We start from the raw sequence: 18927 nt of genomic DNA on the forward strand, positions 1-18927 counted from the left end.
GCTGTTCCTTTAAACAGCCTCAGCTTTCTCAAACTGGCTGTTGTACAGGTTTGCGTAGAAGCCGTTGGCGGCCAACAGGGATTCATGGGTTCCCTGTTCAATAATATCGCCGTCTTTCATAACCAGAATCAAATCTGCGTCACGAATGGTAGACAGTCTGTGGGCAATGACAAAGCTGGTTCTGCCCCTCATGAGATTATCCATAGCAGCCTGAATCTGTTCTTCGGTTCTGGTATCCACAGAAGAAGTTGCTTCATCCAGAATCAGAATCTTATTGTCTGCCAAAATGGCTCTGGCAATGGTGAGCAGCTGCTTCTGTCCCTGGGAAATATTGCTGGTTTCTTCATTCAATACCATCTGATAACCGCCTGGCTGAGACATAATAAAGTGATGGGCATGAGCTGCCTTTGCTGCAGCGATAACCTCCTCATCTGTAGCGTCCAGTCTTCCATAACGAATATTTTCCATAATGGTGCCGTGGAACAACCAGGTTTCCTGAAGTACCATGCCGAAAAGTTCCCGCAAATCCATTCGGTTGAAGTCTTTCAGATTGTGTCCGTCAATGAGAATCTCCCCAGAATTGACGTCATAGAAACGCATGAGCAGTTTTATCATCGTAGTTTTTCCGGCCCCTGTAGGTCCTACAATAGCCACCTTCTGTCCTGCTTTTACCACGCCGTTGAAATCGTGAATAATCATCTGTTCCGGATTATAACCGAATGCTACATGGTTTGCTACCACGTTTCCTTCAATACTGCTGATGTCCACAGGATTTTCCACAGTCTGGTCTTCTTCTTCTACATCCAGAAATTCAAAGACACGCTCTGCAGCGGCTGCAGAAGACTGCAGCATATTCGTCACCTGGGCAATCTGCTGAATGGGCTGGGTAAAGTTTCGGATATACTGGAAGAACGCCTGAATATCTCCCACCTTTACATCGCCTTTAATGACCATAAAACCACCCAGAAGTGCTACCATAACATATCCCAGATTTCCCACAAACTGCATAATCGGCATCATCATACCGGAGAAAAACTGAGAACGCCAGCCGGAAGTATACAGCTTTTCGTTGGTTTCTTCAAAGGTACGGATAACGTCTTCTTCTTTGTTAAAGGCCTTTACCACATTATGGCCGCTGTAGATTTCTTCCACCTGTCCGTTAACCTCACCCAGATATTTCTGCTGTGCCTGGAAATATTTTTGAGAGTGTTTCATAACCTTTCCGATAATCAGCATGGAAACCGGCAGAATCAAAAGCGCTGCCAGGGTCATCCACACATTGATAGACAGCATCATAATGAACACACCGATAAGAGTGGTCACCGATGTAATAAGCTGGGTAAAACTCTGGTTGATACTGGTCTGAAGGGTATCCACATCGTTGGTAATTCTGGAAAGAATTTCTCCATGCGTTCTGCTCTCAAAATATTTCATAGGAATTCTGTTGATTTTTCCTGAAATATCTTTTCTCAAATTATAGGTAACGTTATTGGAAATTCCCGTCATAATAAATCCCTGAATCAGGGAAAACAGCGCACTGACTACGTACAGTCCCAGCGCCCACAAAAGAAATGAGGCGATTTTTCCGAAATCAATGCCGCTTCCTCCGTTGATTTTCGATACCAGGCCGCTGTACAGTTCTGTGGTAGCTTTTCCCAGCACCTTCGGTCCGATAATATTGAAAACGGTACTTCCAATGGCAAACACAATCATGCACATAAGCTGTATGCGGTACCTTTTCATATAGGAAAGCAGTCTTTTCATAGCTGTTTTAAAGTCTTTTGCCTTTTCTGCAGACATGCCGCCGCCATGTCCGCCCATAGGCCCTCTTGGTCTTGCATTACTCATCTGCCAATTCCTCCTCTGACAACTGTGACATAGCAATCTGACGATAGACATCACAGGATTTTAAAAGCTCTTTATGGGTTCCCTGTCCAACCACTTTTCCTTCGTCCAGAACCAGAATCTTATCCGCATGGAGAATGGTACTGATTCTCTGGGCTACTATCAAGGTTGTGGCGTCTTTTGTTTCTTTCTTCAAGGCTCTTCTTAAAACTACATCCGTCTTATAATCCAGAGCAGAAAAACTGTCATCAAAAATATAAATTTCCGGTTCTTTGGCAATGGCTCTGGCTATGGAGAGACGCTGTTTCTGACCGCCGGATACATTGGAACCTCCTTGGGCAATGGCAGAATCCATACCATCTTCTTTATCCTGAATAAATTCCCAGGCCTGGGCAATCTCTGCTGCTCTTTTTACTTCTGCTTCTGTGGCTTCCGGCTTTCCGTAACGGATATTGGAATCAATGGTTCCTGAGAAAAGCACACCCTTTTGAGGCACATAGCCAATGCGCTGCCGCAAGTCATGGAGTTTTATCTTCCGTATGTCCACACCGTCTACCAGAATCCGTCCGGAAGTCACATCAAAGAATCTCGGTATCAGATTTACCAGGGTACTTTTTCCGCTTCCCGTGCTTCCGATAAAAGCCACCGTCTCACCCTTTTTGGCGTGAAAATCAATATCGGTTAAAGAAGCCCCGTCCGCACCGGGATACGTAAATCCCACATGCTCAAAGACCACATCTCCTTTTAATTCTGTGTTGACTTCCTGTGTCTCCTCTGCATCATGAATACTGACTTCGGTTTCCAGCACTTCGTTGATACGGGTTGCAGATACCTTTGCACGCGGAATCATAATGGACATCATGGTTATCATCAGGAACGCCATAATAATCTGCATAGCGTACTGCATAAACGCCATCATATTACCTACCTGCATAGTACCGTCATTCACTGCATGAGAACCATTCCATACAATTAATACCGTAACGCAGTTCATCAAAAGCATCATCACCGGCATCATAAAGGTCATGCAGCGGTTTACAAACAGGTTGGTCTTCATCAGTTTTACATTGGCGTCTTCAAAACGTTCTTCTTCATGTTTCTCACGGCTGAAGGCACGGATAACAGACACACCGGTAAGAATTTCTCTGGCTACCAGATTCAATTCGTCAATGAGGTACTGCAGCTTCGTAAACTTGGGCATGGCAATTTTAAACAAAAAGGCCACAAAGAGTATAATTAATACCACTGCCAGTCCTAAAATCCATGTCATGGATGCGTCGGTCTGAAATACCTTATACACACCGCCGAGTCCCAGAATGGGAGCATACAGTACAATACGGAACAGCAGTGTGAACAAAAGCTGTACCTGCTGCACATCATTGGTGCTTCTGGTTATCAGGGAAGCTGTAGAAAAATGATTCAGTTCCCCGCCGGAAAAGGAAATAACTTTTCTGTATACCTGATTTCTCAGATTCTTTCCAAGGGTTGCCGCAGCCTGGGAAGACAGGAACGTTACCGTAACTGCTGCTGCCATTGCCAGAAGCGCCAGCCCCAGCATTTTCAATCCGCTGCCTAAAATGTACTGTGTCTGCATGGCATCCAGGTCTTTTCCCTGCGCCTCATATTCACTCTGCACAAAAAGCACGGAACTCTGGGTGATAATAGACTCCGGCATGTCTTCAAACTTCTCCGTCATGCCTTTTGTCATGGCCTGCAGCTGCTCCTTTGGCATTTGAGAAAACAGTTCCAGTAAATTGGTCTCCTTTGGTACCTGCAGCTGTTCTTTTATCTTGGTTACTTCTGCAGAGGAATCATCCCAAAGTCCGCTGACTACCATTTCGGGAATCCCCAGAATCTGATTCAAGTCTTCCCGTTCTTCCTCTGTTACATCTTTTAACCGGTAAACATCTCCATCTTCTTTATAAAAATCTTTTACCTTTTTGGCATCTTTTTCATCCATAAACAGACAGACCTGCTCCATGGATTCTTTTCGCAGGGTTTCCGGCACTCCGTCTTCAATGCCCTTCTGCTGGATACCCACATTGACAATTTTGGATGTGTAATCCGGCAGAGATAAATCACAAAATGCCTGAACAAATAAAAGAAGGATAATCATGACAATATAGTGCCACCGTTCCTTCATATAATGAAACATTTTTAACATAAAGTCCTCCTTTGCTGGCTGTCACCTTCTAAATTATTTTCCGCCTCCAGGTTCGCAATCATCTGGTCAAAAAAACGCTTCATCAGACACCTTTCACTTTCGGAAAAGCCCTTAAAAATGATTTTTTCACTTTTCTCTACCTGGCGCTGGGCCTTTTCTATGAGTTCTCGTCCCCGTTCGGTCAGATAAATGCGGATTCTTCTCTGGTCCTGTTCGTCACTTTTCCGCTCTATAAGACCGCTTTTTTCCAGACGCTTCATAGAAACTGCCACCGTAGGCGCGCTGATATGAAGATTTTCCGAAATTTCCTTCTGGCTCATCCCTTCTTTTCTGCTCAGCTGCATCAACAAGGGCATTTGCTTGGGATGAATCCCTGTTTCGCTGAGAAGACAGAAAGTATTGCGGAAATACAGGTGCGTCAGCTTTACAACTCTTGCCTGAATGCTGTCTTCTTTTTCCATATCTATCATTCCGATTCTCCTTTCTTAGTTAGTCGACTAACTTATATTATGTCACATTTTACTAAATTGCAAGTCACATTTTTATATTTTACACTTTTTTTAGAAATTACTCCCAAAAAATTAATTAGTCATCTAACAGTATCATTTCGCTCTTGCACCCGTGTGTGTGTCCTGTTATAATAAGTATAACATTTTCACAGTTTAACTCGAAAAAGTATCTGTATTTAGAAAGGCAGGATTTCATATGTCACAGACAAAGAACAAAGGCTCTCTCCCCTTTAATCTCATACTTATCGGCTTTATGGGAACAGGAAAAAGCACGGTTGCCCGCTGTTTAGGGAAAAAATGCGCTATGGAAATTATTGAAATGGATGAAGAAATTGTCCGGCGGGAGCAGAGGAGTATTCCTGAAATCTTTCAGCAGCAGGGAGAAGCCTATTTCAGGAATCTGGAAACCGGTCTTTTAAAAGAATTACAAAAAGAAACGAATAAAATCATTTCCTGCGGCGGCGGCGCTGCCCTTCGTGCAGAAAATGTAGCCGAAATGAAAAAAAACGGAAAAGTCATACTGCTGACAGCCGAACCCCAGACCATTCTGAATCGGGTGAAGTATGACAATTCCCGTCCTATTTTAAAAAATCGCAAAACCGTTGCGGATATTGCCGAATTGATGGAAAAACGCCAGAAAAAATATCTGGCTGCTGCTGATCTGGTTATTTCCACTGACAATAAAAATATTGGGCAAATCTGTGAGGATATCCTGCATGCGCTCTAAGGGCGTTTCCCTCCTCTTGACAGCTCCGGCAGCACTACACAGAGCATGGTGACAAAGCAGGCCGTTCCACCGATAAAATTGGAAATGGGCTCTGCCAGGAAAACGCCTTTGGCTCCAAGTCCTGCCACAGAGGGCAGCCACAGGGTAAGCGGTATGACAATCACCGCTTTGCGAAGCAGCGAGAAAAAGATTGCCTGCTTTGCTTTTCCCAATGCGGTAAACACACTCTGTCCCGCAAACTGCAGAGACATAAAGCAAAATCCAAAGAAATAAATCCGCATGGACGGCACGCCCAGCTTCAAAAGTTCTTCCCCTCCGTTAAAAAGACGGATAAACACAGCCGGAAACAGCATAGTAAAAATCCAGACCACCGTAGTGTATGCCATGCATACCACAGACATAATCTTAATCCCTGTCCGTACTCTTCCATACTCCCGTGCTCCGTAATTAAATCCCAGCACCGGCTGTGCCCCCTGGGTAAATCCCTGAGAAGGCACGCTTAACACCTCTCGCACAGAATTAACAATCGTCATAATTCCCACATACACATCTCCGCCAACGGACTGAAGCGTAACATTGCAGACCACCTGTACGGCACAGTTGGTTGCCGCCATAATAAACCCGGAAAGCCCCAGTGCCAGAATCTCCTTCATGCAGCCAAAATCCGGCTTCATATACCGTCTTTGCAGTTTCAAAAGCGTCTTCTTTCCCCTGAGGAAAAATACCACCCATAAAGCTGACACTGTCTGAGAAATCACCGTAGCCACTGCTGCTCCCTTTACCCCCATGTGAAAACCGAAAATAAAAACCGGGTCTAAAATAATATTTATGACCGCGCCTATGAGCACTGTACACATACCGGTTCCGGCAAATCCCTGACAGTTGATAAAGCCATTCATGGACAAGGTTATCATCACGCAGACGGTTCCCAGCAGATAAATACTCAGATAGTCATTCGCATAACCGAAAGTATCCCTGCTGGCTCCCAGCGCGTACAATAGGGGGTCTTTTATCAAAAATCCCACCACCGTGAGAAGGACACCCATAACAAGCGTCATGAGAAAAGAATTCCCCATAATACGCCCGGCCTTCTCCATATTTCCTCGCCCTCTTTCAATGGAACACAGGGGCGCTCCCCCGGTTCCCACAAGGTAAGAAAAAGCCGTAATGGCGGTGATGACAGGAAACGCCACCCCCAGACCTGTAAGGGCCGCCGCACTGGCTCCCGGAAGTCGGCCAATATAAACCCGGTCTACAATATTATAAAGCACATTGATAAACTGTGCCAGAATCAAAGGAAGAGACAGCCGAAAAATATTTCCCAACATACTTCCTCTGGAAAAATCATGTTCCTCTGCACTGTGCAGAGTTTTTACCCTTGTACCCACATTTCCACTTCCTATCTCAAAAACCTTTTATTTCTGCCGGTAAGTAGTCAGGAAGTCTGCCAGTTTATCAGCCGCCTTTCCAAGAACCTCCACATTAGGCAGATACACAATGCGGAAATGGTTCGGCTGTCCCCAGTTAAATCCTTTTCCGCAGGTAATGAGAATCTTCTTTTCATGAAGCAAATCCAAGGCAAATTTCTCGTCATCATGAATGTTGAATTTCTCTGTGTCAATCTTGGGGAAAATATAAAAAGCCGCTTTTGGCTTCACAGCAGAAAGTCCCGGTATGTCTTTAATAGCATTGTAAATAAACTCTCTCTGCTCATAAATTCTGCCTCCCGGCACCAGATATTCGTTCACACTCTGATAACCGCCAAGAGCCGTCTGCACCACTGCCTGGGCCGGCACATTGGAACACAGGCGCATATTGGAAAGCATATTTAAGCCCTCTATGTATCCCTTTCCCTTTTCCTTTGCCCCGCTTAACACCATCCAGCCGCAGCGGAAACCTGCAATCATATGAGATTTGGAAAGTCCGTTTAAGGTTACGCAGAACAAATCCGGCGCCAGAGACGCAATGGAGGTATGGGTAATGCCGTCCATAACCAGACGGTCGTAAATCTCGTCTGAAAAAATCATCAGTTCGTGTTCTCTTGCCACATCTACAATCTTCTGCAGCACTTCTTTTGGATACACTGCTCCAGTAGGATTGTTTGGATTAATCAGGACAATGGCCTTTGTCTTATCTGTAATTTTGCTCTTAATATCCTCTACATCCGGATACCACTCCGACTGCTCATCACAGATATAATGTACCGCTTTTCCGCCTGCCAGAGTCACACAGCCGGTCCAGAGGGGATAATCCGGGGAAGGCACCAGAATTTCGTCTCCGCTGTCCACCAGTCCCTGCATAGCCATATTAATCAACTCACTGACGCCGTTTCCTGTATAAATATCATTGATAGACACATTGGGAATCTTTTTAAGCTGACAATACTGCATAATGGCTTTTCGGGCTGCAAAAATCCCCTTAGAATCCGAATATCCCTGGCTTTCTCTCAAGGTATAAATCATATCCAGAATGACTTCTTCCGGGGCTGAGAACCCAAACGGCGCAGGATTGCCGATATTCAGTTTTAAAATATCAATTCCGCTTTCCTGCATCCGGTTCGCTTCGTCCAGAACCGGTCCCCTTACGTCATAACATACATTGTCCAGTTTTGATGATTTCTGAAATGTTCTCATATTTCTGCCCTCGTTTTCTTTTTTATAACAATAGATTTTATCACTTTAGTCTGGGAAACTCAACTGTTTTCCCGAATCTTTCGGAAATATTCCTGTATCTCCTGCTCATACCCATTGTCTGTTGGACGATAAAAGACTCTGCCTTCTAATTCGGAGGGCAGATACTGCTGCTTTACATAATGATTGGGATAATCATGAGCATACTGGTATCCTATTCCATGCCCCATTTTGGCTGCCCCTTTATAATGAGAATCCTGAAGATGGACCGGCACGGTGGTTTTCACAGAGCGCACTGCTTCCATGGCCTCGTCCACGGCCAGATAAGCTGCATTGCTCTTAGGCGCACTGGCTACATAAGTGACTGCCTGAGCCAGGGGAATCCGCGCTTCCGGCATGCCAAGGCGTTCTACGGCCTGAGCTGCCGCTACCGCTACCTGCAGTGCCTGAGGGTCTGCATTTCCCACATCCTCTGCCGCACAAATCATAATTCTGCGGGCAATAAATTTAATGTCTTCCCCTGCGTACAGCATTTTAGCAAGGTAAAATACCGCTGCATCCGGGTCAGAGCCCCGCATACTTTTAATAAAAGCAGAAATGGTGTCATAATGGTTGTCCCCTGTCTTGTCGTAGCGCACCACCCGTTTCTGAATACACTGAGACGCTGTTTCCAAATCGATATGGATTTTCCCGTCTTCGCTCTTTTCCGTGGTTAAAACTCCCAGTTCCAAGGCGTTTAAAGCCGCCCTGGCGTCGCCTCCTGAAATATCTGCCAGAAATTCTTTGGCCTCATCCTCCAATACAGCGCCATAGCTTCCCATTCCCCGCTCCGTATCTGTGGCAGCCCTCTCCAGCAGTTTGCAGATATCTTCTTTTTTCAAAGGCTTTAGTTCAAAGACAATAGAACGGGAAATCAAAGCTCCATTTACCTCAAAATAAGGATTTTCCGTGGTAGCACCGATTAAAATCAACGTGCCGTCCTCTACGAAAGGAAGCAGATAGTCCTGCTGTCCCTTATTGAATCGGTGAATTTCGTCTACAAACAAAATGGTTTTCTTTCCGTACATACCCAGGTGCTGCTGCGCCTCCTTCACCACTTCCTCCATATCTTTTTTTCCGGCAACTGTGGCGTTAATCTGCTGAAACCGGGAACTGGTGGTGTTGGCAATGACCTTGGCCAGCGTCGTTTTTCCGGTTCCCGGCGGGCCGTAAAAAATCACGCTTCCCAGTTTATCCGCCTTAATGGCACGGTAGAGCAGTTTATCTTTTCCGATAATATGTTCCTGCCCTGCCACCTCCTCTAAGGTGCGCGGCCGCATGCGGGACGCCAGAGGAGATTCATTTTCCAGAGTCTGTTCTTTCATATAATCAAATAAATCCATACGCTTCTCCTATTCCAACAGCAGTTCATCTACTGTAACAAATTCATAACCCTGCTTTTTCAGTATATCTGCAATCTGCAAAGCCGCATCTACAGAGGACTGAAAAATATCGTGCATTAAAATAATATCACCTTCCTGCACATCTTTCACTACCCTTTTCACAATTTTTTCTGTATTTTCCGTTGTCCAGTCCAGAGAATCCACATTCCAGGACACCGGAATCATGGTAATTTCAAAATCCAGATTCTTTTTCCACGCGCCAAAAGGAGGACGGACAAAGGAGGTACAAATTCCCGTATTTTCATAAATTTTATTGCAGGTCAGCAGAATTTCCTCCTCTGCCTGGGATTCCGAAAGTTTTTTCAGATTTACATGGTGATAGGTGTGATTGCCAATCAGATGTCCTTCCTCCTGTATACGCTTCACAACATCCTCATTTCCCTCAATATTTTTCCCAATGAGGAAAAAGGTGGCGCGAATGTCTCTTTCCTTTAATCCGTCCAGCAGTTTTTCTGTATAAACGCTGTGAGGGCCGTCATCAAAGGTCAGCGCAATCCGGGGGTGTTCCTGATCCAAAAGCTCCCCTGCCGTCTCCCTGGCTTTTTCCATTCCATTTCCTGCATATCCCAAAACTGCCAGAAATAACAGCATGCACAGGAGTGTTATCCACTTTTTCATATTCTACGTTCTCTGCCTATCCTCTTTCTTCTATAATAATATATGCAGTGTTTCTTTTTATTTTCGCTGGAAATCCTTCTGCAGACAGAATCCTGCTCTTGACAGAATCTTTCCCTCCCATTACAATATTTTTGAATCTTGACAAAAAAAGTAAGGAGCGTTTATGACAAATCGAAAAACTATGACTGTTGTCTGCTGTCTGCTGGGACTGGCGGTGCTTATAACCTTTGCCGTCTTCTACCAGAAAAAAGAAAAGCAGGCAGAACCAATATCCGCAACGGCCTTTAAACTGAATACCATTGTCACAGTAACCATTTACGATTCCAAAAATCAGAAACTGGCAGATGAAGCCGTAGCTCTGTGCGACAAATACGAAAAGATGTTCAGCCGCACGATGGAATCCAGCGAATTGTATCAGCTGAACCACGGTACTCTGCCAAAAGAGGGAAATGCCTTTGTATTAAGCGAGGAAACTGCAAAACTAATTCAGAAAGGACTGGAATACGGAAAAGTTTCTGACGGAGCTTTTGACATTGCCATAGAACCCGTATCCTCTCTCTGGGATTTTACTTCCGGAAAAAAGGACATCCCTTCTCAGGAAGACATCTCAAAGGCCCTGCCTCTGGTCAATTACAAAGATGTGCAGCTTGACGGAAATCTGCTGACCTTTGCCAAAGAAGGCATGGGACTGGATTTGGGCGCCATTGCCAAGGGCTATATTGCAGACCGCATCAAAGATTATCTTCTGGAACAGGGCGTAAAAAGCGCCACCATCAACCTGGGCGGCAACGTTCTCTGTGTAGGAGAAAAGCCAGAGGGCACCCCATTTAAAATCGGTATCCAGAAGCCCTTTGCAGACCGCAGCGAAACCATTGCAGTTATGAATATTTCAGATAAATCTGTGGTATCCTCCGGAATTTATGAACGATATTTTGAAAAGGACGGGAAAATTTACCACCATATTTTAAATCCTGCTACGGGGTATCCCTATGACAACCATCTGGTGTCCGTCACCATTATTTCCGATAAATCCGTGGATGGGGACGGACTGAGCACCTCCTGCTTTGCACTGGGACTGGACAAAGGCATGGAACTCATCAATAGCCTGCCGGATGTACAAGCCGTGTTTATCACAGATGATTATGAATTGCATTACAGCGACGGATTTGAAGAAGAAATTTCTATGGCCGATGTAAAATAGAAAAATAACAGCATAACTCAAAAGAAAGAAGTGCACAGGTGATTTTCCGGCCTGCAGCACTTCTTTCTTTTCTCAATAAATACTAAGTATCATATAAATAAATCCCATGGAAAGCATTTCCACCGGAAGGCCCCGGAAGGCTTTCCATGTATTGGCAAATTTCAGTGTTTTCTGTACAGACCAGAACAACACCACGGGTACGGCTGCCGTCCAGATAAGACCTGCCACCTGTCCAAAACTCTCCATGTCAAAGGGACGCATAAAGAGAGCCAGCGGAATGACCAGCCAAAGGGTTCTCGTATCTGTGTGGTTCTTCTTCAGCACACTGTTCGCGCAAGCCAGGGAAATTCCCGCTGTGAGGAATCCGAAAATAACGTCCTGGAAAATACCAGACTGAAATTCTGCTTTCATAATCAAATTGCCAAAGATTTCGCCTGTCCCGAAAAATTCTCTGCCAATGGCAAACAGTATCCAGAATCCCCAGCAGACTGCAGATTCCCACAGCAGTTCTCCATACTCTGCATCTATATTCTCTGAGATTACATGCTTTGCCGCAAACAGTCCCAGAATCAGGGTCATAAGCCAGGTTCCCCATTCCATTTCCAGACCAAGAGCTGAAAAGCCCAGCAAAAAGGCGCTGGAGCTAATCGCTGCTGTCCCCACGCACACGCAGCCCATGAGGCTCCAGCGGGGAATCCGGGATTCCAGCAGGTTTTTCAGCACTTCTGCAAACACAACTGCCAGAATCACCAGAATACCCGCCGCAAACGCTTCCTTCATGCCGGCAGAAAACAGTACCATACCCAGGGCAAAGGCTTCCGCCGGATATTTTATTTTCATCAAATCCTGTCCTCCACTTTCTATTTTACTGACTGCAGAAACTCATAAGCAGCATTGATACCTTCCACTGCTGCAGTAGAGGAAATGGTTGCTCCTGCTACTGCATCTACCTGTGTGCCGTTCTGTGGTTCCTGTGTCTCAGTTTCTTCGCCTGCTGCCTGATTCAAGCACTGCTCTGCCAGGTTTACAAAGCCGCCTACTGCAATGCTGACACCAGATACTGCGTCTGTCTTTCCCTGCTCATTCACATTTAAAAAGCTAAGGGACTGCTTTTCAATAAGGGCTGCAGACAGCGCTTCTGCCTGTTCTTTCCAGGTAAGGCCGTCCTCTGTCATCACATATTCGCCGTTTTCGGAAAGCACACTCTTCTTACTGCCATCCGCTCCTACAGATTCCCAGTTTACAGCTGTGATTTTTCCGTCTTTTACCGTCATGGTTACCTGGTCTGTAAATCCGTTATTATCCGGGCCATCTGCTTTTGCCTCATAATCTCCATCGGCCAATGTCCTATCTTCCAGAGAAATCTCCTCTTTTTCCTCCAGACTCATGCCAGGGAGATATACCGGGGCTTCTGCACCTTCAAACTGTGACAGAAATTCTGATTCGGCAATTTTGGCACCCAGACCCTCTGTTTCTTTTTGCTCGGTCACTTCCACCTTTGTAATTTTCTTTCCTGCTTTATCAAAGGAAACGTTTAGGAAAATATCTCCGCCGTATCCCTTTGTCTTTACAGATACCAGATAGCCGTCTTCTGTTTTAGAGGCGCTTTCAATGCCTTCTGCACCCTTGGTATCCAGTTCTTCCGTAACTTTTGCTTCTGCGCTCTCGCCTTCGGTGTCCTGTGCCAGAGCCTTGGAGCCCAGAATCACACCAAAAGAAAGGGCGGTCACAACTGCCAGTGCCAGAATTCCTCTTACATTTTTATTTTTCATCTCTTTTCCTCCGTTAAGCCTTAATTTTCCTGATGCCGTATACATGTTTTTTATAGAGCAGGGACAACATTCCCGCCATACAGTTTGCTGTTAAAATACCGAAACAGATACCTTCCGGGTACACACTGAAAATTCGTATGGCAGCCGTAATCACACCGGCTGTGGCTGCATAAAGCAGTTTTCCCCTTCTGGATACAAATACATAATCTGTCAGCATATAGCAGCCGCCCATAATCAGCCCGCCGCCAAAGAGATTCAGCAAAATATCTCCTGTAAAAAGACCTTCCGGTCCAAATATAAAAGTCAGTACCGTTACGGTAGCAATATAAGTAAAGGCCGCTTCTGCATTCACCACGCCCTTATAGCACAGATAGCCGAAGCCCACCAGAAGCAGCAGCTTGCTGGTTTCGCCCATAGCGCCTGGCATTTCTCCCAGAAACATCTGTAAATAACTGTATTCCGGGGTATTTCCCCCTTTTACACTGCCCAGTATGGTTGCCGCGGAAACTGCGTCCACAGAAACGGTTTTGGGCACCACATACTGCATGACTGCCTGGGGCCATGCCACCATAACCAGCAGTCTTCCCATAAGCGCCGGATTTACGAAGTTATTCCCCAGTCCGCCAAACATCTGCTTCACCAGCAGAATACTGAAAACATCTGCTGCAACCAACACCCATAGCGGTACGGTTACAGGCATATTAAATACCAGCAAAAGTCCCGTTACCACAGCACTGAAATCTCCCGCTGTCACTGGTTTTTTCGCCAGTTTCTGCCAGATATACTCGGTCAATACACAGACCGCCACGGAAAGCCCCGCCAGATACAGCGCGCGGATTCCGAAATAGTAAATTGCTCCTAAAAGCACAGGTACCAAAGAAATGGCTACATCCATCATGACTGCTCTGGTGGTTCTCTGTGTCCGGATGTGAGGTCCGTTTATCACTCTTGCTTCACTCATGCTTTCTGCACCGCCCTTTCTCTCATTCTCTGTTTCACCATATCTCTTGCCATTCTGGTACTGACAGAAAGTTCCCTTTTTGCCGGGCAGGTATAAGAACAGCAGCCGCAGGCAATACACTCACTGGCATACAGACTTTCACACAAGTCATAGTCCTCTTCACGGAAGGCAAAATCAATGGCATAGGGAGTCAGACCCGCCGGACACACGTTTTCACAACCGCCACAGCGCATACAGGGCGATTCCTCCTGCCGGCTGTCCGGCAGCACCAGAATACCGGAGGTATTCTTTGTCACATAAAAAAGTTCCTCTTCTTCCGTCCAGTCCGATGCCACGCAGGGTCCTGTCATAGGGCCTCCGGCAATGATTCTGTTTTTCTCTGCGGTCACACCGCCGCAAAGAGTCAGCAGTTCTTTTGCAGAAGTACCTACAGGCACCAAATAGTTTCCCGGCTCTTTCACACATCCGGTAACGGTGACAATTCTCTGAATCAGCGGCATCCCTCCCAGTATCATATCGGCAGCGGCCTTCGCTGTTCCCACATTGGAAACAATCACGCCCACATCTGCCGGCAGTCCGCCCTGGGGTACTTCTCGTCCCAGGACCGCCTGTATGAGCTGACGCTCACCACCCTGGGGATATTTTGCCGGAAGTTCTCTGATTTCCAGTTTTTGGGTTTCCTCTATCTTTCCGCTCTGTTTTGCAGCTTCTAAAATTCTGCGAAGACTGCGGATGGCCTCCGGCTTATTATCTTCAATGCAAAGATACGCCTTCCTGGCTCCTGAAGCCTTTAAAAGCAGACAGATACCATTTAAAATTCCATATCCCTGCTCCAACATCAATCGGTAATCACAGGTCAGAAAAGGTTCGCACTCTGCACCGTTTATCAAAAGACTGTCAATGGATTTATCCGTTTCATATTTTTTATGAGTTGGAAATCCCGCGCCTCCCATACCGGTAAGACCGCCATCCCGAATTCCTGCCAAAATCATCTCTTGGGAATAGGATTCCAGGCTCACCATTTCTGTCTCATACTTTTGAGCCTCTCTCCCCTTTTCTCCTTCATTTTTTATTATGCAGCTCAAAACCATGCGGTTTTGCTGACGCACTTCTTTCACGTCCAATACCTCTCCGCTGACGCTTGCGTGAAGAGGTGCTGCCATAAATGCCTCCGGCTTTCCAATCTGACTTCCTTTGAGAACTTTATCCCCTGGCTTTACCAGCAGAGAGCATTTGCCTCCAAAGGACTGTTCTGTCAGAATGGTTACTGTCTCAGGCCAGTATTCACGGACAGGCAGATTCATGGTCATGGCTTTGTCATAACCGTCTGTGGGGTGGATTCCTCCGGGGAATCCGCTTTTCTTCTTTTTCCACATGTTCTGTCTTCCTCCAGTCACTTTCATTTGTTAAATAATTGACATGCCATCCTAAGATAACATATCGGAGAGATTTTGGCAAGATTATTTTTTATCCATTTATTGTATATTCTTCTTATTTATGGTAATTCCTGCTCTTAAAATGCGAAACAGACGTTCTGCGGCATCTGCATACAGCATTTCTGCCTGTTTCAAAGCTTCTTCAAGACACATAGGACTGTTTTGCGTTGTCATAATACTGTCAATTCCACAATCATAAACTGCCTTTGCACCTTCTCCCATGGCTCCCGCAAGTGCAAGCACCGGGATTCCCTTTTTCTTCCCACAGGTTCCTATTCCATCCAGCACCTTTCCGCAGACAGACTGGCCGTCAATTCTGCCCTCTCCGGTAATAATCAAATCCGCATCCCCAATCATAGTTTCAAAATCCACCATCTCCAATACCGTCTGAATTCCTGACTGCAGTCTGGCATTGCAGAAAGCCAGAAGGGCAGCACCCATACCTCCTGCTGCACCGGCACCCGGAATTTCAGAAACTTTACGGCCGCAAAGCACTTCTATTTTTTCAGCATAGTGTACCATTCCTCTTTCCAAAATCTCCAAATCCCTGTCTGACGCGCCTTTCTGCGGCCCAAAAACATAGGTTGCACCCTGGATTCCCAAAAGAGGGTTCGTCACGTCACACATGACACAAAAGGAAGCATTTCGCATTTCAGACAGGATACCGCTGCAATCTATTTTTTCTATGTTTCCCAGCGTCTCTCCAACGGGTATAAACCTTTCTCCGTCTTTGCTGTAAAACTCTACTCCCAGAGCAGCCAGCATACCTGCTCCACCGTCATTTGTCGCACTTCCGCCAATGGAAACCGTGATTTTCCGGTATCCCGCTTCCAGAGCATTGCGGATAAGCTCCCCCGTACCATAGGAAGTCGTCTTTCCTGCATTTCCGGATTTATAGGGAATCAGGGTAATGCCTGAGGCCTGCGCCATTTCAATGAAGACCCTGTCTTCGTCCAAAATCAGATATTCCGCCTCTACAGCTGCCCCTAACGGCCCTGTTACCCGGCATTTTTTCAGTTTTCCTCCTGCCGTATTCCATATTGCCCTCATAGTGCCTTCTCCTCCGTCTGCTATGGGAACTCCTACGGTTTCTGCTTCCGGAAAAATTTCTTGTGCCTTTTGTTTTAAAATACCAATCTGCTGTTCTGATGACAAAGTTCCCTTAAAGGAATCGGGTGCAAATACAAATTTCATGATGTGTTTTCCTTTCTACTTGTTTTTCTCTTTTAAAGGTGTAATAATACTTTTGTTCTATCATATTACTATTTTAACAGGGGAATCAACTATGAAAAACAAAGGTCTATTTTTTACCCCTATTTTGCTTTCTGTTCTATTTTCTTTCACCTAGTTATTTTTGACCAAAATGGCCAGTTGCTTCAGGAATATCCAGATGTGAAAGTCAACTGGCTCTATCCTCTGGAAAACTCCAATTTCATAATTGCCGGAAACTTTAACAAAGAAATCTGTTCCTTTTCTCTGGATAAAGACGGAAATCTGTCGGAATACCAGACCCTCTTTACCAGTGAAAACCTTATGATTGACCCTACCATTATCCAGAAACGCCGATTCCAATGCAGCAAATGGAACTTACACGGTACATACTTATACTTCAAAAGATTTAAAAAACTGGGAATATCATTCTGACATTCTTACCTGTCAAAACAATTTAGAGGACGGGGACATTTTGTATGAAAATGGCATTTTATACTATGTGTTTGAAAAAGAAATGTACGATAAAGGTCCGTCTTCCTTAAATGTGATTTCATCTGCGGATGGCGGTTTCACCTGGTCTGGGGAAAAAGAGATTCTGCCTGCTGATGCCGACCACGAACCAGCAGCCTGTCTGCCTGATAAATCCAGTTATACCTTATATTACAGCAGCGACAGTCAGAATCCCGGTAAAAGCTATGCCAGTGCTTCTGTGTATAAAATAAAACTGGACCGTGAATTTACTCCTTCTGCTTCCGCAGTCCCTATAGATTTGCAGGAAAAACAAGGAATTTTACTCTATGATGTATCCATAAAAAATAAGGAATCCTACTTTTTATATTCCCAAAATTATTTAACGGACAATCGCTTAATATTAAAATCTATAAGTTCCTCTTGACTCTTCCCTGTAACAGAAAAACCCCCGTAAACAAGCCATTTACGGGGGTAAAAATTTCATTAAGCTAATTTGGATTTAGCAAGTTCTGCTAAAGAAGCAAATCCCTGAGCATCGTTGATAGCCATATCAGCTAATACTTTTCTGTTCAGGTCAACATTCGCTAATTTTAATCCGTACATAAATTTGCTGTAGGATAATCCGTTCATTCTTGCAGCAGCGTTGATACGAGCAATCCATAACTGTCTGAACTGACGTTTTCTCTGTTTTCTGCCTGCGTAAGAACTTGTTAAAGCTCTCATAACAGACTGTTTTGCTACTCTGTACTGTTTGGAACGGGCTCCTCTGTAACCTTTAGCCAGTTTTAATACTCTATTGTGTTTTTTCTTAGCGTTTAATCCGCCTTTAATTCTTGCCATTCTTAATTTCCTCCTATATTAAACATACTTACACACAAACGATTAGATGTAAGGTAAGATTTTCTTCATGTTCTTTACATTAGTTGCATCTGTGATAGCTGCTTTTCTGAGATTTCTTTTTCTCTTCTGAGATTTCTTTGTTAAGATATGGCTCTTATAAGCTTTATTTCTTTTTAATTTTCCTGTACCTGTTGATTTGAAGCGCTTTGCGGCTGCTTTCGTTGTTTTCATTTTTGGCATGTTTATGTCCTCCTTAAACTCTTTTTCTTATTAACGTTTTTCTGTCAAAAACATAGTCATGCTTCTGCCTTCTACCTTTGGTGCTTTTTCCACAACGGCAATGTCAGACAGAACCTGCGCAAACTCTTCCAAGATGTGTTTGCTGCTTTGCATATGTGCCATTTCTCTCCCCCGGAAACGCAGAGTAACTTTTACCTTATTTCCCTTGGTCAGGAATTTTCTGGCATTATTGACTTTCGTGTTCAAATCGTTTTCCTCAATATTAGGGGATAAACGCACTTCTTTGATTTCTATGGTTTTCTGTTTCTTCTTAGCTTCTTTTTCTTTTCTCGCTAATTCGTACTTATACTTGCCATAATCGATAATTTTACAAACCGGCGGCTTTGCTGTAGGAGCAATTTTTACAAGGTCCAAGCCCGCTTCCATGGCATGTTTCTGCGCATCTCTTGCGGACATAATGCCCAGCTGTTCTCCGTCTGCGCCGATGAGACGTACCTCTCTGTCTCTGATTTGTTCGTTAATCATTAAATCGCTAATAGTAGTGCACCTCCATAATATTGATAAACCACATGTTTTGAACTTGTTTTAAAGAAAGAATAAGAATCTACAGAGCAGTTTCCTGCGCCTTCCTGCCATTACAGAAAGATATAAAAAAAGTGACTAATCTGCAACATCTGCATACTACCCACTGATTATCCGCATAAGAAAACGCTGTGCGCCTCATTATCTTCATATAAACCGTAGTCACTTACTCGTGCTAGGGTGAGAGTGGATACTCTGCTTTCTTTTTCTTCTTCAGACTTATACAGTATAACATAGAGCGCTCTGAAATGCAATAGTTTTTTTCTTTTTTATACAT

Annotated in this window: 19 protein-coding genes; 4 read left to right on the forward strand and 15 right to left on the reverse strand. The window is 44.8% G+C overall.

Features of this window, described 5'->3' with window-relative positions:
* Positions 1–9: 9 nt before the first annotated feature.
* The 3 genes from G5A70_RS02520 to G5A70_RS02530 are packed head-to-tail and all read right to left on the reverse strand — an operon-like array spanning position 10 to position 4479.
* Positions 10–1848, reverse strand: coding sequence for an ABC transporter ATP-binding protein (locus G5A70_RS02520; RefSeq protein ID WP_173747703.1), 1839 nt, complete (start codon positions 1846–1848; stop codon positions 10–12).
* Complete coding sequence (locus tag G5A70_RS02525) at positions 1841–4009, reverse strand: ABC transporter ATP-binding protein (protein ID WP_173747705.1); 2169 nt, start codon at positions 4007–4009, stop codon at positions 1841–1843. The genes G5A70_RS02520 and G5A70_RS02525 overlap by 8 nt, the downstream gene beginning before the upstream one ends.
* On the reverse strand, positions 4003–4479 hold the full coding sequence (locus tag G5A70_RS02530) for a MarR family winged helix-turn-helix transcriptional regulator (protein ID WP_226853468.1): 477 nt from the start codon (positions 4477–4479) through the stop codon (positions 4003–4005). Before G5A70_RS02530 ends, G5A70_RS02525 begins: the two co-directional genes overlap by 7 nt.
* Before the next feature lie 235 nt (positions 4480–4714).
* On the opposite strand from G5A70_RS02530, the gene G5A70_RS02535 reads away from it, so the two are divergent.
* Complete coding sequence (locus G5A70_RS02535; RefSeq protein ID WP_173747707.1) at positions 4715–5245, forward strand: shikimate kinase; 531 nt, start codon at positions 4715–4717, stop codon at positions 5243–5245.
* Here the strand turns inward: G5A70_RS02535 and G5A70_RS02540 are convergent.
* From G5A70_RS02540 to G5A70_RS02555, 4 genes are all read right to left on the reverse strand, one after another.
* Positions 5242–6573, reverse strand: a complete 1332-nt coding sequence (locus G5A70_RS02540) for an MATE family efflux transporter (RefSeq protein WP_173748008.1) — start codon at positions 6571–6573, stop codon at positions 5242–5244. The two genes, G5A70_RS02535 and G5A70_RS02540, sit on opposite strands and share 4 nt — an antisense overlap.
* A gap of 87 nt (positions 6574–6660) precedes the next feature.
* The gene (locus G5A70_RS02545) at positions 6661–7878 is read right to left on the reverse strand and encodes an aminotransferase class I/II-fold pyridoxal phosphate-dependent enzyme (RefSeq protein ID WP_173747709.1); all 1218 of its coding nucleotides are present in this window, start codon (positions 7876–7878) and stop codon (positions 6661–6663) included.
* 59 nt (positions 7879–7937) lie between these two features.
* Positions 7938–9257: a replication-associated recombination protein A gene (locus G5A70_RS02550; protein WP_173747711.1), complete on the reverse strand. Its 1320-nt coding sequence runs from the start codon at positions 9255–9257 to the stop codon at positions 7938–7940.
* Positions 9258–9266: 9 nt separating this feature from the next.
* Positions 9267–9935: a polysaccharide deacetylase family protein gene (locus G5A70_RS02555; protein WP_173747713.1), complete on the reverse strand. Its 669-nt coding sequence runs from the start codon at positions 9933–9935 to the stop codon at positions 9267–9269.
* A 163-nt stretch (positions 9936–10098) separates the two neighbouring features.
* Between G5A70_RS02555 and G5A70_RS02560 the strand changes: the two genes are divergently transcribed.
* On the forward strand, positions 10099–11136 hold the full coding sequence (locus tag G5A70_RS02560) for an FAD:protein FMN transferase (protein ID WP_173747715.1): 1038 nt from the start codon (positions 10099–10101) through the stop codon (positions 11134–11136).
* A gap of 72 nt (positions 11137–11208) precedes the next feature.
* On the opposite strand, the gene G5A70_RS02565 is transcribed toward G5A70_RS02560, so the two are convergent.
* From G5A70_RS02565 to G5A70_RS02585, 5 genes are all read right to left on the reverse strand, one after another.
* Positions 11209–11976 (reverse strand): hypothetical protein, encoded by a 768-nt coding sequence (locus G5A70_RS02565; protein WP_173748010.1) that lies wholly within the window; start codon positions 11974–11976, stop codon positions 11209–11211.
* A 20-nt stretch (positions 11977–11996) separates the two neighbouring features.
* Positions 11997–12908 (reverse strand): FMN-binding protein, encoded by a 912-nt coding sequence (locus G5A70_RS02570; protein ID WP_173747717.1) that lies wholly within the window; start codon positions 12906–12908, stop codon positions 11997–11999.
* A 13-nt stretch (positions 12909–12921) separates the two neighbouring features.
* Positions 12922–13869 carry an RnfABCDGE type electron transport complex subunit D gene (locus G5A70_RS02575; protein WP_173747719.1) on the reverse strand — a complete coding sequence of 316 codons (948 nt, stop codon included), beginning with the start codon at positions 13867–13869 and terminating at the stop codon, positions 12922–12924.
* Positions 13866–15245: an electron transport complex subunit RsxC gene (rsxC, locus tag G5A70_RS02580; protein WP_173747721.1), complete on the reverse strand. Its 1380-nt coding sequence runs from the start codon at positions 15243–15245 to the stop codon at positions 13866–13868. Before rsxC ends, G5A70_RS02575 begins: the two co-directional genes overlap by 4 nt.
* A 99-nt stretch (positions 15246–15344) precedes the next feature.
* Positions 15345–16499, reverse strand: coding sequence for a glycerate kinase (locus G5A70_RS02585; protein ID WP_173747723.1), 1155 nt, complete (start codon positions 16497–16499; stop codon positions 15345–15347).
* Between the two features lie 198 nt (positions 16500–16697).
* Between G5A70_RS02585 and G5A70_RS02590 the strand changes: the two genes are divergently transcribed.
* Positions 16698–16949 (forward strand): hypothetical protein, encoded by a 252-nt coding sequence (locus G5A70_RS02590; RefSeq protein ID WP_173747725.1) that lies wholly within the window; start codon positions 16698–16700, stop codon positions 16947–16949.
* A gap of 40 nt (positions 16950–16989) precedes the next feature.
* Complete coding sequence (locus G5A70_RS02595; protein WP_173747727.1) at positions 16990–17412, forward strand: hypothetical protein; 423 nt, start codon at positions 16990–16992, stop codon at positions 17410–17412.
* Positions 17413–17471: 59 nt separating this feature from the next.
* Here G5A70_RS02595 and rplT read toward each other — a convergent pair whose 3' ends face one another.
* From rplT to infC, 3 genes are read right to left on the reverse strand one after another with little or no spacing between them, the layout of a single operon-like run.
* Positions 17472–17828 carry a 50S ribosomal protein L20 gene (gene rplT, locus G5A70_RS02600; protein ID WP_111918615.1) on the reverse strand — a complete coding sequence of 119 codons (357 nt, stop codon included), beginning with the start codon at positions 17826–17828 and terminating at the stop codon, positions 17472–17474.
* A gap of 42 nt (positions 17829–17870) precedes the next feature.
* Positions 17871–18068, reverse strand: coding sequence for a 50S ribosomal protein L35 (rpmI, locus tag G5A70_RS02605; RefSeq protein ID WP_004223312.1), 198 nt, complete (start codon positions 18066–18068; stop codon positions 17871–17873).
* Positions 18069–18098: 30 nt separating this feature from the next.
* The gene (gene infC, locus G5A70_RS02610; protein WP_173747729.1) at positions 18099–18593 is read right to left on the reverse strand and encodes a translation initiation factor IF-3; all 495 of its coding nucleotides are present in this window, start codon (positions 18591–18593) and stop codon (positions 18099–18101) included.
* Positions 18594–18927 lie beyond the last annotated feature (334 nt).

Origin of the sequence: Blautia hansenii (assembly GCF_013304445.1) — a bacterium.
In the GTDB taxonomy this organism is placed as follows: domain Bacteria; phylum Bacillota; class Clostridia; order Lachnospirales; family Lachnospiraceae; genus Blautia.